Annotated in this window: 17 protein-coding genes; 7 read left to right on the top strand and 10 right to left on the bottom strand. The window is 73.0% G+C overall.

Translation table 11 applies throughout. From position 1 onward, the window contains the following. Positions 1-19: 19 nt before the first annotated feature. Entirely contained in the window at positions 20-223 is a 204-nt protein-coding gene (locus tag ACY0MJ_RS05330) for a hypothetical protein (protein WP_462637283.1), read from the bottom strand. Positions 224-432: 209 nt separating this feature from the next. Here ACY0MJ_RS05330 and ACY0MJ_RS05325 point away from each other — a divergent pair, with 209 nt between their 5' ends. Both ACY0MJ_RS05325 and ACY0MJ_RS05320 read left to right on the top strand, forming a co-directional pair. Continuing rightward, positions 433-612 carry a DUF3606 domain-containing protein gene (locus ACY0MJ_RS05325; RefSeq protein WP_462637282.1) on the top strand — a complete coding sequence of 60 codons (180 nt, stop codon included), beginning with the start codon at positions 433-435 and terminating at the stop codon, positions 610-612. A gap of 87 nt (positions 613-699) precedes the next feature. Further along, entirely contained in the window at positions 700-3,045 is a 2,346-nt protein-coding gene (locus ACY0MJ_RS05320) for a DUF3482 domain-containing protein (RefSeq protein ID WP_462637280.1), read from the top strand. 184 nt (positions 3,046-3,229) lie between these two features. Here ACY0MJ_RS05320 and ACY0MJ_RS05315 read toward each other — a convergent pair whose 3' ends face one another. The 3 genes from ACY0MJ_RS05315 to ACY0MJ_RS05305 all read right to left on the bottom strand — a co-directional run bounded on the left by ACY0MJ_RS05315 (position 3,230) and on the right by ACY0MJ_RS05305 (position 6,051). Next, complete coding sequence (locus ACY0MJ_RS05315) at positions 3,230-5,197, bottom strand: response regulator (protein WP_462637279.1); 1,968 nt, start codon at positions 5,195-5,197, stop codon at positions 3,230-3,232. Between the two features lie 209 nt (positions 5,198-5,406). Further along, on the bottom strand, positions 5,407-5,727 hold the full coding sequence (locus ACY0MJ_RS05310; RefSeq protein ID WP_462637278.1) for a hypothetical protein: 321 nt from the start codon (positions 5,725-5,727) through the stop codon (positions 5,407-5,409). 135 nt (positions 5,728-5,862) lie between these two features. Then, entirely contained in the window at positions 5,863-6,051 is a 189-nt protein-coding gene (locus ACY0MJ_RS05305) for a hypothetical protein (protein ID WP_462637277.1), read from the bottom strand. A 134-nt stretch (positions 6,052-6,185) separates the two neighbouring features. On the opposite strand from ACY0MJ_RS05305, the gene ACY0MJ_RS05300 reads away from it, so the two are divergent. Further along, on the top strand, positions 6,186-6,929 hold the full coding sequence (locus ACY0MJ_RS05300; protein ID WP_462637276.1) for an aldolase: 744 nt from the start codon (positions 6,186-6,188) through the stop codon (positions 6,927-6,929). Here the strand turns inward: ACY0MJ_RS05300 and ACY0MJ_RS05295 are convergent. Further along, entirely contained in the window at positions 6,833-7,153 is a 321-nt protein-coding gene (locus tag ACY0MJ_RS05295) for a DUF2917 domain-containing protein (RefSeq protein WP_462637275.1), read from the bottom strand. The two genes, ACY0MJ_RS05300 and ACY0MJ_RS05295, sit on opposite strands and share 97 nt — an antisense overlap. An 82-nt stretch (positions 7,154-7,235) precedes the next feature. Here ACY0MJ_RS05295 and ACY0MJ_RS05290 point away from each other — a divergent pair, with 82 nt between their 5' ends. Then, positions 7,236-8,195 (top strand): LysR substrate-binding domain-containing protein, encoded by a 960-nt coding sequence (locus tag ACY0MJ_RS05290; protein WP_462637274.1) that lies wholly within the window; start codon positions 7,236-7,238, stop codon positions 8,193-8,195. Continuing rightward, the gene (locus tag ACY0MJ_RS05285) at positions 8,195-8,599 is read left to right on the top strand and encodes an SRPBCC family protein (protein WP_462637273.1); all 405 of its coding nucleotides are present in this window, start codon (positions 8,195-8,197) and stop codon (positions 8,597-8,599) included. Before ACY0MJ_RS05290 ends, ACY0MJ_RS05285 begins: the two co-directional genes overlap by 1 nt. Here the strand turns inward: ACY0MJ_RS05285 and ACY0MJ_RS05280 are convergent. From ACY0MJ_RS05280 to ACY0MJ_RS05265, 4 genes are all read right to left on the bottom strand, one after another. Beyond that, positions 8,532-9,212: a hypothetical protein gene (locus ACY0MJ_RS05280; protein WP_462637272.1), complete on the bottom strand. Its 681-nt coding sequence runs from the start codon at positions 9,210-9,212 to the stop codon at positions 8,532-8,534. The genes ACY0MJ_RS05285 and ACY0MJ_RS05280 overlap by 68 nt on opposite strands. Before the next feature lie 14 nt (positions 9,213-9,226). Beyond that, positions 9,227-10,183 (bottom strand): non-homologous end joining protein Ku, encoded by a 957-nt coding sequence (ku, locus tag ACY0MJ_RS05275; protein WP_462637271.1) that lies wholly within the window; start codon positions 10,181-10,183, stop codon positions 9,227-9,229. A gap of 102 nt (positions 10,184-10,285) precedes the next feature. Then, a complete protein-coding gene (locus ACY0MJ_RS05270; protein ID WP_462637270.1) occupies positions 10,286-10,459 on the bottom strand; it encodes a hypothetical protein in 174 nt (57 codons plus the stop codon). 32 nt (positions 10,460-10,491) lie between these two features. After that, complete coding sequence (locus ACY0MJ_RS05265; RefSeq protein ID WP_462637269.1) at positions 10,492-10,947, bottom strand: hypothetical protein; 456 nt, start codon at positions 10,945-10,947, stop codon at positions 10,492-10,494. A gap of 59 nt (positions 10,948-11,006) precedes the next feature. On the opposite strand from ACY0MJ_RS05265, the gene ACY0MJ_RS05260 reads away from it, so the two are divergent. Beyond that, positions 11,007-11,222 carry a hypothetical protein gene (locus ACY0MJ_RS05260; RefSeq protein ID WP_462637268.1) on the top strand — a complete coding sequence of 72 codons (216 nt, stop codon included), beginning with the start codon at positions 11,007-11,009 and terminating at the stop codon, positions 11,220-11,222. Here the strand turns inward: ACY0MJ_RS05260 and ACY0MJ_RS05255 are convergent. Next, positions 11,219-11,449, bottom strand: coding sequence for a hypothetical protein (locus ACY0MJ_RS05255; RefSeq protein WP_462637267.1), 231 nt, complete (start codon positions 11,447-11,449; stop codon positions 11,219-11,221). The genes ACY0MJ_RS05260 and ACY0MJ_RS05255 overlap by 4 nt on opposite strands. A gap of 74 nt (positions 11,450-11,523) precedes the next feature. Here ACY0MJ_RS05255 and xth point away from each other — a divergent pair, with 74 nt between their 5' ends. Continuing rightward, positions 11,524-12,330 carry an exodeoxyribonuclease III gene (gene xth / locus ACY0MJ_RS05250; protein WP_462637266.1) on the top strand — a complete coding sequence of 269 codons (807 nt, stop codon included), beginning with the start codon at positions 11,524-11,526 and terminating at the stop codon, positions 12,328-12,330. Positions 12,331-12,353 lie beyond the last annotated feature (23 nt).

Genomic DNA, 12,353 nt, shown 5'->3' with positions numbered 1-12,353 from the left:
TGCACCGGGGCGCCGCCCCTCAGGAGCTCGGTCCTTCGCGGCGCCGGCGGGCGCCCATGCGGCCGCGGCCGCGGCGCTCCGCCGGGTCGGCCGTGGCGACCGGCCGGGCGATCACCTCGGTGATGTCGACCGGCATGCGCGGCGTGTCCTTGCGGTAGTGCGTCCAGGCCTTGCGGGCCAGTCCGGAGGTGATGGCGAATGCGATCAGCTTGCGCAGCAGCATGGCAGGCTCCCTTTTCCCTGCATGGTCCGGCCGGGGCGCGGCGCGGCTTGTAGGCTCCGCGCCAGCGCCGGGGCAGGACGGGGCATGGCGCGGCCGTCGTGCCGCCTACACCCGCCGGAACCGCCGACCCACGGCAGCGGGCTCGCCTGTCCTGCCGCGCCAGCCCGGGGCGCCACCTAGTCTTCAGCCATCGGCAAGGAGGAATGACCATGTCCGAAGACGCAAGCAAGCTCGCCGCGGAACAGCTCCTGATCCACCTGGAGCCCGAGTGGGAGCGCCGCAACTGGTGCCAGTGGCTCGGCTGCAGCGAGCACGAGCTCGAGCACGCCGTCACCTACGTGGGCCACGACCCCGACAACGTGCGGCGGTTCCTGCGGCAGGCGCGCTGAGGCCCCGGCCGGCGCGAACGAGGCAGAACGTTACCGCTTGTGTCCCTCCGCCGGCCGCGCCGGGGCCGGCACTAGACTCCGGCAGAAGTGGAAGACGGCATCCTGCACCTCGATGAAGCCAGCGCGCGGCAGCTGGTGCTGGTGCGCGCGATCGAGGACGTGGACACGCAGGGCAAGCTGCTGAGCGAAGTCGAGCGCGAGCGGCTGGAACAGGAGGCGCTCGAAGCCAGCCGCCATCCCGGCACCGGCGGCCTCGACTTCGCGCGCTACCTGCAGGCGCGCGCGCGCCGCATGCTGGCCGCGGTGGAGAACCGCAACCCGCGCATCGCCGCGCTGCAGGAGGGCGAGCCCTGGCAGCAGTGGCTGGCATGGGGCCTGCCGCTGGCGGCCTGCGTGCTGGGCGCGGCGATCGACCGCGTGGACAACCCGCAGCAGGTGAACATGCTGTCGCCGCCGCTGCTGGGCGTGCTCGCCTGGAACCTCGCGATCTACCTGCTGATCGTCGTCTCGGCGCTGCTGCCGCGCGCGGCCGCCCTGCGCGGACCGCTCGCCCCCTTGCAGCGCTGGCTGTCGGGCGCGCCGGCGCGCGCGCGCCGCACGGGCCGGCTGCGCGCGGACGTGCTGGCGCGCTTCCACCAGCAGTGGATGCAGGCCGCCGGCACGCAGCAGTGGCTCTGGTGGAAGCAGTTGCTGCACCTGTGCGCGGCCGGCTGGGCGCTCGGGCTGGCCGTGTCGGTCGTGCTGGGGGGCGTGGTGCGCGAGTACCGCGTCGGCTGGGAGAGCACGCTGCTGGGCGTCGAGCAGGTCCATGCCTTCCTGAGCGCGCTGTTCGCGCCCGTGGTGGCGCTGCTGCCCTTCCAGGCCTTCTCCGTCGCCGACCTGCAGCGCATGGCCTTCCATTCCGGCTCCGCCATCGGCGTGGACGAGGCGCGCCGCTGGGTGTGGATGTACGTCGCCCTGCTGGCCATCGTCGTCGTCGCGCCGCGCCTGCTGCTGGCGGCCTTCACCGCGTGGCAGCGCAGGCGGCACGGGCGGGCCATCGCCATCGACCTGCGCGACCCGTACTACGTGCAGGTGCTCGCGCGCGTGAGCCCGGCGCGCGTCACCTGGAGCGTGGTCGCGCCGGAGGGGCCCGCCCGCGAGGCGCTGCTGCGCATGCTGCGCGAGGTCGCGGAACATCCGCCGCCGCGCACGCCGGCGCCGTGGACCGTGCTCGGCACGCCCCGCGGCGACGTGCTGCGCGTGTTCGAGGTGCCCGCCGGCTTCCACCCGCCATCGCCGGCGGTGACCGCGCAGGCGGCCGGCGGCGCCGCGGCCCAGGCCTGGCTGCAGGACCTGCTCGGTCGCTTCAAGACGGCGCCGCGCCCGCAGGACCGCGACGCGGTGCAGGCAGCGCTGGCGGACACCGACCTGATGCTGCTGCTGCCCGCAAGCGCCGCCGACGTGCAGGAAGCGACGCGCCTGCTGCACTGGGTCGCGCAGCCGGCGCTGGTGCTGGTGCAGGGGGACGACGCGCCCTACCGGGCCGCGGTGCAGCGCCTGGGCCTGGCCGCCGAAGTGCTGCCGCTGGCGGGCAGCACGGGGCACTGGCTGTGCGACCCGCTGCTGCTGGCCGCGGCCGGCGCGCGCATCGCCACCAGCAAGCGCGCCGGCTTCGAGCGCCTCGCCGCCACCTGGCAGGAGCGCAACGCGGCGCGTTTCGCCGAGGCGATGCGGCTCGTGGCCGGCGAACTGGCGCGGGCCGCGCGCGACGCGGAGGAAGTGGGCAGCGCGCCCGCGAGCCTGCGCCAGCTGGTGAGCACGGCGGACCGCGAGGCGGCGCAGCAGGCGCGCGAGGCCGCGCGTTCGGCGCTGCTGCAGCGGCTGCACGCCGGCGAGGCGACGCTGTTCGGCGAGCTGGTGCGCCTGCACCGCACCGGGGCGCCGCTGGCCACCTTGCCGGCCACGCGCATGGAAGGCGGCTTCAGCGAGCAGCAGACGGTGGACACGCCGCAGGCCGGCATGGCGGGCGCGGCGACCGGCGCCGCCATGGGCGCCGGCATCGACCTGATCACGGGCGGCCTCACGCTCGGCGCGGCGACCGCGCTGGGCGCGATGATCGGCGGCGGTGCCGCCTACGTGGCCGCGGCCTGGAAGAACCGCGGCAGCGCCAGCGGCCAGCCGCAGGTGCAGCTCGGGGACGAACTGCTGCAGGCGTTCACGGAAAGCCTGCTGCTTGCCTACCTCGCCGTCGCGCACCGCTCGCTGGAGGCAGGCGAGGGCGCGGCCCCGCCGGCCTGGCGCAGCGAGGTCGTGGCGGCGGTCGCGGCGCGGCGCGGGGAGCTGGCGGCGCTGTGGAAGCAGCTGCGCGAGGAGCGCGACCCGGGCGCGGCGATCAGCGCGCTCGCGCAGGAGCTGGAAGGGATCGGCCGGGGGGTACTGGGTCGCATCTGAGGGCGCGGCCCACGGTGGGGTTCGCGCTGCTCACCTGCCGCGGCCTGCGGCCGCGCCACCCTACGAGGAAGCGCGGAGCCCGTACGGTGGCGGCGGCAAGGAGGAAGGTGGGAAATCGCCGAGCCCGTAGGGTGGCGGCGGCAGATGCCGCCGGAAGGTGAGCGGAGCGAACCCCACCGCAGCATCAACCCTGCTTCGCCGCGGCGGCGGCCCGCAGCAACTCCTCCACCGCCGGCAGCTCCGCCGGCTTGGTGAGGTGCCGGTCGAAGCCGGCCTCGCGCGTGCGCTGGCGGTCGTCCTGCGTGCCCCAGCCCGTGAGGGCCACCAGCAGCGTCTTCTGCATGCCGGGCAGGAGGCGCAGGCGGCGGGCCACGTCGTAGCCCGTCATGTCCGGCAGGCCGATGTCCAGGAACACGACATCCAGCGGCTGCGACTGCGCGACCTGCAGCGCCTCGGCGCCGGTGTGCGCGATGTGGGCCGCGTGGCCCTCGATGTCCAGGAGCACGCCCAGGCTTTCGGCGGCGTCGGTGTTGTCGTCCACGACCAGCACCTGCAGCTGGTCGGCCCGCGAGGGCGCGTCGGTGGGGTTCATGGCGGCTTTCACCTCCGAATCTGCGGCGAGCAGGGGCAGGCGGACAGTGAACGTGCTGCCCTGGCCCGTGCCCGCGCTGCTGGCCGACACGCTGCCGCCGTGCAGGGCCACCAGGCTCTGCACCAGCGACAACCCGATGCCCAGTCCCCCCTGCGGCTTGGCCGCGCCGCCGGGGACCTGGGCGAACATCTCGAATACCTTGTCCAGTGCGTCCGGGGCGATGCCGACGCCGCTGTCGGTCACCGACAGCACGGCCTCGCCGCCTTCCACCCGCACCTTCAGGGCGATGCGGCCGCCCTGGGGCGTGTACTTGGCCGCGTTGTTCAGCAGGTTGCTGACGACCTGCGCGATGCGCGTCGGGTCCGCGTCCATGGGCAGGGGCCGCGGCGGGACTTCGACCGTCAGCTTGTGCCCGGCGGCATCGATCACGGAAGCGCTGGTTTCCACCGCGGTGGCGACCACGTCCTTCAGATCGATGTGCTGCCGGCGCAGCTCCACCTTGCCGGTGCTGATGCGCGCGACGTCCAGCAGGTCGTCCACGAGGTGCACCATGTGCTGCACCTGCCGCTCCATCATCTGGCGGGTCTTCTCCAGCAGCTCCGGCTGCGAGGAGCCCATGCGCATCAGGTGCAGCCCGTTGGACAGCGGCGCCAGCGGGTTGCGCAGCTCGTGCGCGAGCGTGGCGAGGAACTCGGTCTTGCGGCGGTTGGCCTGCGCCAGTTCCTCGTTCAGGCGGCGCAGGTCCTGCTCGGCGAGCAGCCGCTGCGTGATGTCGGAAAAGAGGATCGCCACCAGGTCGCTGCCGGGCCGGCCGAGGCGCGTCGCATAGACGTCGAACCAGCGGTTCATGGCCTTCGCGTCCTCGACGAAGCGCGTGGCCTCGCCGGTGCGGGCCACCTGGTCGTAGAGGCCGAACCAGCGCGTGTCGTGGTTCGGCACCAGCTCGCGGATCGTCTTGCCGACCGCGTCGCGCAGGCCGGTGTGCATGGCGAAGGCCTCGTTGGCCTCCTCGAAGCGGTAGTCGCGCACCTGGCCGTCGGGGGCGCGCAGCAGCTTGACGACGCAGAAGCCCTCGTCGATCGACTCGAACAGGGCGCGGTAGCGCTCCTCCTTCGCCTCCAGCCGCTGCTCGAAGTCGCGCCGCTCGCGCAGGCGCAGTTCCTCCTTGCTGCGATAGAGCTCGACGAAGACGCCGACCTTGGCCTTCAGCACCTCGGAGCGCAGCGGCTTGGCCAGGAAGTCCACCGCGCCGAGCGCGTAGGCGGACAACTGGGCCTCGTCGGGGTCGTCGCCCGCCGTGACGAACAGGATGGGGGTGAAGCGCGAGCGCGGACGGGAGCGGATCTGGCGCGCCACCTCGAAGCCGTCCATGCCCGGCATGCGCACGTCCAGCAGCACGGCGGCGAAGTCCTGCTGCTCCAGCGCGGCGAGCGCCCTCGGCCCGGATTCGGCGCGCACGAGGTCGACGCCGAGCGGGTCGAGCGCGGCCTCCAGCGCGAGCAGGTTGGCGGGCTGGTCGTCGACGAGCAGGACGTGGGCGGTGATGGCGGTGTGGGGCACGGCTTGGCAAACCCGGTCACGCCCGGGCACGGCCGCAGTCTAAGCTCCGGCGCAGCTGCGCGGGGCCGGGCGCGCGCGTTGGCGGATTTGTCTGGCGCGCATGACGGACAAGACCGCCGCCGCGCATCGCACCCGTCCTACGCCGTGCCCGCGCGCGCAGCAAAAAGGGCCGGCAGGCCGGCCCTCGCAACCCTTGCGGGAGACTTCCCTTATTGCTTCTTCTCGGCGACCTTGTCGGCGTCGTCGCGGTCCGGCGCGGGCGTGACCTCCACCTTCGGCAGCGTCACGGTTTCCTTCTGCGCGTGGACGTCGACGTCGGGCACGGTCACTTCCTTCTCCGTGGTGGTCACGTCCACCTTGGGCGCGTCGACGTCGTACTTGGGCAGCGTCACGTCGCCTTCCTGGGTCTTGGAGACCTCGTACTTCGGCACGTCGACGTTGCCTTCCTGGGTCTTCTGCACGTCGCAGCCCGCGAGGAGCATGGAAGTGGCGGACACGAGGCCGGCGATCACGAAAGCGGTTTTACGCATGGCAATGGACTCCCTTCGATGTGATGCCCTGCATTCTGGGGTGGGGTCCAAAGCCCGGCTGTAAGACCCGGACGCCTGCCACCGTCCGACGGCCGCCAGCGGCGGTGCTTCAGGTGCGCCTACGCGGCAGCGGCGTCAGGAGCGCGGTTCGTCGTCCTGCGGCGGGTCGCCCGGGCGGGCGGCGCCGCGCCGCTTCTCCAGCTTCTGCAGGGTTTCGAGCGCGCTCGCCGAACCCTCGCCGCTGTGGCGTTCGGCCGGCCAGGCCGGCTTCGGTTCCGCCTTCGGGGCGGGGCGGGCGGGCCAGGAACGTGGCGTGCGTTTCAAAACGGTCTTCCTGCAGGCTGCCTGCCGAATGTCCCTCGCGCGGCGCGGCGGTTTGTCGGATCGGCGATGCAGAAGCGGTAGGACAAGGCCGCATCCGGCCGGGCGCGGCTACCATGCGGCCCAGGAGGTGCCCCATGAAGAACGAGATCCCGGCCCAGGCCCAGGAACTGTTCCATGCGCGCGAGGTGCGGTCGCTGCGCAACGACCTGGCGCTGGCGCTGCGGGCCGCCGCCCACCACGGCCTGGGCGAAGGCGTGTGCAACCATTTCAGCATCGCGCTGCCGCAGCGGCCCGAATGGTTCCTGCTCAATCCGCGGGGACTGCACTGGGGCGAGGTGCAGGGGCACGACATCGTGCTCGTCGACGCCGAGGGCCAGCGGCTCGCCGGCGCGCACCCGGTCGAACCCACGGCGATGTTCATCCACGCCGCGGTGCACCGCATCGCCGGCAAGGCCTGCGTGCTGCACACCCACATGCCCTACGCGACGGCGCTCACGCTGACCGACCAGCGCGGGCCCGACACCACCCTGTCGCAGAACGCCATGCGCTTCCATGGCCGCATCGCGATCGACGACGCATACAACGGCCTGGCGCTCGACGCCGGCGAGGGCGAGCGCATCGCGCGCGCGATGCGCGGCGCCGACGTCGCCTTCCTGGGCAACCACGGCGTGATCGTCTGCGGCGAGAAGATCGCCTGGGCCTTCGACGACCTGTACTACCTGGAGCGCGCCTGCATGCACCAGGTGCTGGCGCAGTCCACGGGCCGGCCGCTGCGGCCCGTTCAGCCCGAGCTGGCGGCGCGCGTGGCGGCCCAGACGATGGGCGAGCGCATGCAGTCGGACCTGTTCTTCGACAGCCTGCGCCGCACGCTGCGCTGAGGCGCCGCCGCCAGCTGGAAGGCCGAGGGCTCGATCGCGTAGAGCAGCAGGCGGCGCGGCCGCGCTTCCTCGAAGCGGTCGCCGGCCTGCAGGACCACGTCGCGCGGGTCGCCGTCCAGCGTGAGCCACAGGCAACCGGCCGTGCACAGGATGCGCGCTCCCGACGCGTCGGGGATCTCGAAGAGCTGCCGGGCGGGCAGCGAGACGGTCGGTCCGGGTTCCATCGCGAGCTCCTTTGCATGCACGATGCGAATCAATATACTGGCCGCTCCCTGACTCACGAAGCGGCGGATTTGCATGTCTGGCATGCATGAACGGAATGCGAACACGGCGGCCCTGCCGCGTTCGCGGCAGCTGCGGCTGGACCTGCTGCACACCTTCGAGGCGGCGGCGCGCCACCTGAGCTTCACGCGCGCGGGGGCCGAGCTGTTCCTGTCGCAGTCGGCCGTGAGCCGCCAGGTGCAGCAGCTCGAGGAAAGCATCGGCGCGCCGCTGTTCGAGCGCCGCCACCGCGCGCTCGCGCTCACCGAGCCGGGCCGGATCATGCGCCGTGCCGTGGAGGACAGCCTGGAGCGCCTGCGCGATGCCGCCGCGCGCGTGCGCAGCAGCGCCGGCCGCCAGCAGCTCACGCTGACCTGCACGCCCGGCTTCGCGGCCTTCTGGCTGATCCCGCGGCTCGCCCGCTTCACCGCGGCCCATCCCGACGTGGACGTGCGCATCTCCGCGACGCTCGACCTGCTGGACCTGGAACGGCGCGGCGTCGACGTCGCCGTGCGCTTCGTCCCGAGCGGCGAGGGGCAGGGGCCGCTGCTGTTCGAGGAGGAGGTGCAGCCGATGTGCGCGCCGCAGCTCCTGCGCGATCCGGCCCGGCCGCTGAAGACGCCGGCCGACCTCGAGCGCCACACCCTCCTGACGGTCCAGATGCAGGACGGCCCGCTCACCGTCGACTGGGAACCCTGGCTGCGGCTGATGGGACAGGAGGCGCTGCCCATGGCCCACAGCCTGCGCTTCACGCTGTACGGCGAGGCCGTGGCCGCCGCCGTCGCAGGGCAGGGCGTGGTCATCGGGCGGCTGCCGCTGCTGGCGGACCTGGTGCGGCAGAAGAAGCTGGTCGCGCCCTTCCGCAGCCCCGCAGCCTCGCGCCGCGGCTACTTCGTCACCCTCGCGCCGCAGGCGGCGCACAACCCGAGCGCGCGCGCCTTCGCCGACTGGCTGGTCGCCGAGGCGCGACAGGCGGGCGCGCCCGCCCTCGCAAGGAGAAGCTGATGGCAACGCTGCACCAGGCATTCGAAGTCCGGGCCGCCGCCGACGCGGCCTGGGCGCTGCTGCGCGATTTCGGCGGGCTCACCCGCCTCGCGCCCGGGTTCGTCACCGCCTGCACGGTGGAAGAGGAGGGGCAGGTCCGCCTGGTCACCTTCGCCAACGGCTTGCAGGCGCGCGAGCGGCTCGTGACGCTGGACGACGCGGCGCACCGCCTCGTCTACACCGTGGTCGGCGGGCGCACGACGCACTACAACGGCGTGGTCGAACTGCAGGCCCTGGGCGCGGACCGCTGCCGCTTCGCCTGGACCGTCGACCTGCTGCCCGACGCGCTCGCGCCCGCTATCGGGCAGATGATGCGGCAGGGGGCGGAGGCGATGCGGCAGGGACTGACGCCACCGGCTCGCTAGCCGCGCCCGACCAGCCCTGGCCGACGCGGTAGCGCGCCACCTGCATCTCGTTGGCGCGGAAGCCGCTGGGCCATTGCGCCAGCACGTTGCCCGCCTCGTCCATCTCCAGGCGCGGCGCCTCCTTTCCGGGCGGCGTGCCGCTCACGGCGGGCCGGGGCAGGGCGCCCGGCAGCACGTCGGGCCGGGTCCAGGCGCTGCCGTCGAAGCGGCTGTAGCGCAGGCTGTGGATGTTGCCGACCGTGTGGTGCCACACGGCCATGGCGCTGCCGCGCCCGTTGCCGGCGACGCGCGCGTCGCTGGACTCGCCGTAGATCTGCTCCAGCGGCTTTGCCGGCGTCCAGCCGCCGCCGCGCGTCCAGGCGGAGGCCTGCACGGTGCCCCCCTCCAGCCAGACGGCGACGGCCGCTTCATCGCCGGTGCGCGCCACCTGCGGCTGCGCTGCCGCGGGGGCGGGCGGGGGCGGGATCGGCTCGGCGTCGGCGAGCGAGCCTTCCGCGGGCGGGGCGGAGCCGCCCATGACGGCGGCGTGCTTCCCGTCGGCGCCATCGCGGCATCCGGCAAGCGCGCCGACGGCGGCGAGCACGAGGGCGCAGACGACGGCTCTCCCGCGCATGCTGTCCACCGGCTTCAGCCGCTCTTGCGCCGGGTCGCCGGCTTGGCGCTTGCGCGGGCCGTGGTGCTCGTCTTGCGGGCCGCGGCCTTTTTCAGCGGGGCGGCTTCGTCGTTGGCGGCCGCTTCCTCGCGCCGCGCCGCCTTCTTCCCCGCCGGCGCGGGCGCGGCATTGCCCTTGAGGCTGCGCCGCAGCAGCTCGGTCAGGTCGATCACCTCCGCGCCCGCGCCGGCCTCTTCCTCGCCCGGCAGCGGCGCCACCGTGCGCAGGCCGCCTTCGCGCGACTTGCGTTCGACCAGCTCCATGAGCTTGTCGCGGAACTCGTCGTGGAACAGGTCGGGCTGCCAGTCGCCCGCCATCGCCTCGACCAGCTGCTCCGCCATCTTCAGTTCCGCGGCGCTGACCTTCACGTCGTCGCCCGGCCACCCGAGTCCGGCGGTGTCGCGCACCTCCTCCGACCAGCGCAGCAGGTTCAGCACCAGGCCGTCGCCGTGGGGCAGCAGCATCGCGAGGTGCTGCTTGGTGGAGATCACCACGCGCGCGAGGCCCACCTTGCCGGTGCGCTCCAGCGTCTCGCGCAGCAGCGCGAACGGTTTCTGGCCGCCCTTGCCGCCCGGGCTCACGTAGTACGGCTTGTGGAAGAAGACGCTGGGGACCTGCTCGCGCTCGACGAAGGCCTCGATGTCGATGGTCTGCGTGGAGCGGGGCAGGGCTGACTTGATCTCGTCCGGCGTGAGGACGACGAACTGGTCCTTCTCGACCTCGAAGCCCTTCACGATCTCCTCGCGGGGCATGGCCTCGCCCGTGGCCTTGTTGACCTGCCGGTTGCCCACGCGCGTCATGGTGGACTTGTCCAGCAGGTTGAACTTCATGCGGGATTCGGCGGTCGCGGAGTGCAGCGTCACCGGGATGTGGACCAGCCCGAAGCTGATCGCCCCCTTCCAGAGCGTGCGTGAACTTGTGGGTGCGGGCATGGGCTTTCCTTGGTCAGCCCATCCACGGTAGGGGAGCGGCCGCGCCGCCCCTGTAGGACGGCGCAGCGAGCGGGTGCAGGGCGTGCCTGCACCCGGGCCGGGTCAGCTGCCGCCCTTGTGCGCGCGCTTGCCGGGGTTCTTCTTGCTGCGCGTGGCCGTGCCGCGCTCGCGGCTGATCTTCTGGCCCGTGCCTTCCTTGGCGATGCGGTAGCCCTCGGCGGTCTTCGGTGCCGGCGTGCGCTTGCGGTCGGCCTCGGTGACGATCTTGTTGCCCATGAATCGATTTCCAGGTGAATGCTGTTGCGAAGCTACGGACAATACACCACGCCGCCCTGCTGGACGCACGGGCCGGCCGGGCCGGGCACGGCGGGAAGCACGTGTCGCAGGTGCGTACCGTCATTCGTCCAGCAGCCGGAAGGGTCGCAGGTGGCCGGCAGGGCCGGGCGCTCGATGGCCACGGCCGGGGGTGGCAGCACCGGCGCGGGCAGCGGCGCGGGCGGCACCGGCACGGTGACCTGCGGCGGCGCCACGACCTCCGGTGCACGCGCGACGCGCCCGGGCCGCGCGGGCGGCGTCGCGCTTCCGAGGCAGGTTCCCGCCGCGGCGGACCGCAGCGCCTCGATGCGTGCCGCGCTCGCGCCGCCCTCGCGCGCCGCCTGCAGGCTGGCGAGCGCCGCGCCGCAGGCGGGCGACTTCAGCGGGTCGTCCTGCGCGAAGGCCGCGGCGGCGGCGCCTGCGAGGATCAGCGCGAGGGCGGTCTTCATGGTCTGCATCGCGGGCTTGTCCGACACGGGTGGGGCGGGCCGCTGGCTAATTTTGCGGCATGAAGTCCCGTGACACGCGCCCCAGCCACGCCAAGCTCGGCGAGCGGCCGACCTCCTCGGTGCCGGCCCAGCCGGATGCGGGCGAGAACTCCGCGAGCACCATCATCGAGGCGCCGCAGGGCCGCAGGAAGGATCCGCTGGACGCGCATGATTTCCCGGACGGCGGCGGCAGCGGCGGCGCCGAAGCTTTCCGCCGCGAGCGTACCAAGCCCTAGGGCTTCTCGTGCCCCGCTCCGGGCGCGTCCTTGTCCTTCAGGTATCCCGCCTGATTGATGCCCTTGCTGGCGCGGCCTTCATTCTCCACGTCCCGGCTGAGGTCGTCCGGCGGCTGGCCGGAAGCGCCTTCGGTGGGTCGGCGTTCCTGCGGGCGGCCGGCGGCTTCCGCCACTTCCGGGGGATGGGTGTCGCCGGTGGCCTTGGTGTTGTCCTTCGCGTCGGGCATCGTTTCGCTCCTGTCCTGGTGTTCCCGCCAATCTAGGCCCGCCGGCGCGCCGCTTCTGTAGGATGGCTCCGCCCATGAAAATCGCCACCTTCAACGTCAACGGCGTGAAGACGCGGCTCGCGCACCTGCTGCGCTGGCTGGAGCGCGAGCAGCCGGACGTCGCCTGCCTGCAGGAGCTGAAGGCGATGGACGAGGCCTTCCCCGTCGCCGAGATCGAGGCGGCCGGCTACCACGCGCTGTGGCAGGGCCAGCGCTCCTGGAACGGCGTGGCCATCCTCGCCCGCGGCGTGCAGCCGGTGGAAGTGCGGCGCGCGCTGCCCGGCGACCCGGAGGACACGCAGAGCCGCTACCTGGAAGCCGCCATCGACGGCGTGATCGTCGGCTGCCTGTACCTGCCCAACGGCAATCCGCAACCCGGGCCGAAGTTCGACTACAAGCTCGCCTGGTTCGAGCGCCTCATCGCGCACGCGGCGACGCTCGTCGGCTCGGGCCATCCCGTGGTGCTGTGCGGCGACTACAACGTGGTGCCCACCGATTTCGACATCTACAACCCGCGCTCCTGGCGCAAGGACGCGCTGCTGCAGCCCGAGACGCGCGCCTGCTACGAACGGCTGCTGGCCCAGGGCTGGACCGACGCGATCCGCCACCTGCATCCCGATGCGCCGATCTACACCTTCTGGGACTACTTCCGCCAGCACTGGCCGCGCAACGCCGGCCTGCGCATCGACCACCTGCTGCTGAACCCGGTGCTGGCGCCGGCCCTGCGTGCGGCGGGCGTGGACACGTGGGTGCGCGGCGAGGAGAAGGCGAGCGACCATGCCCCAGCCTGGATCGAACTGGACCTGGCCGGCGCGGCGAAGGCGCGGCCGCGCCGCCGCTGACGAGCTTAGGCAAATTCCCTAGC

This window comes from Ramlibacter sp. bp-362 (genome assembly GCF_054956735.1).
This window is presented reverse-complemented; position numbering and strand designations above follow the sequence as displayed.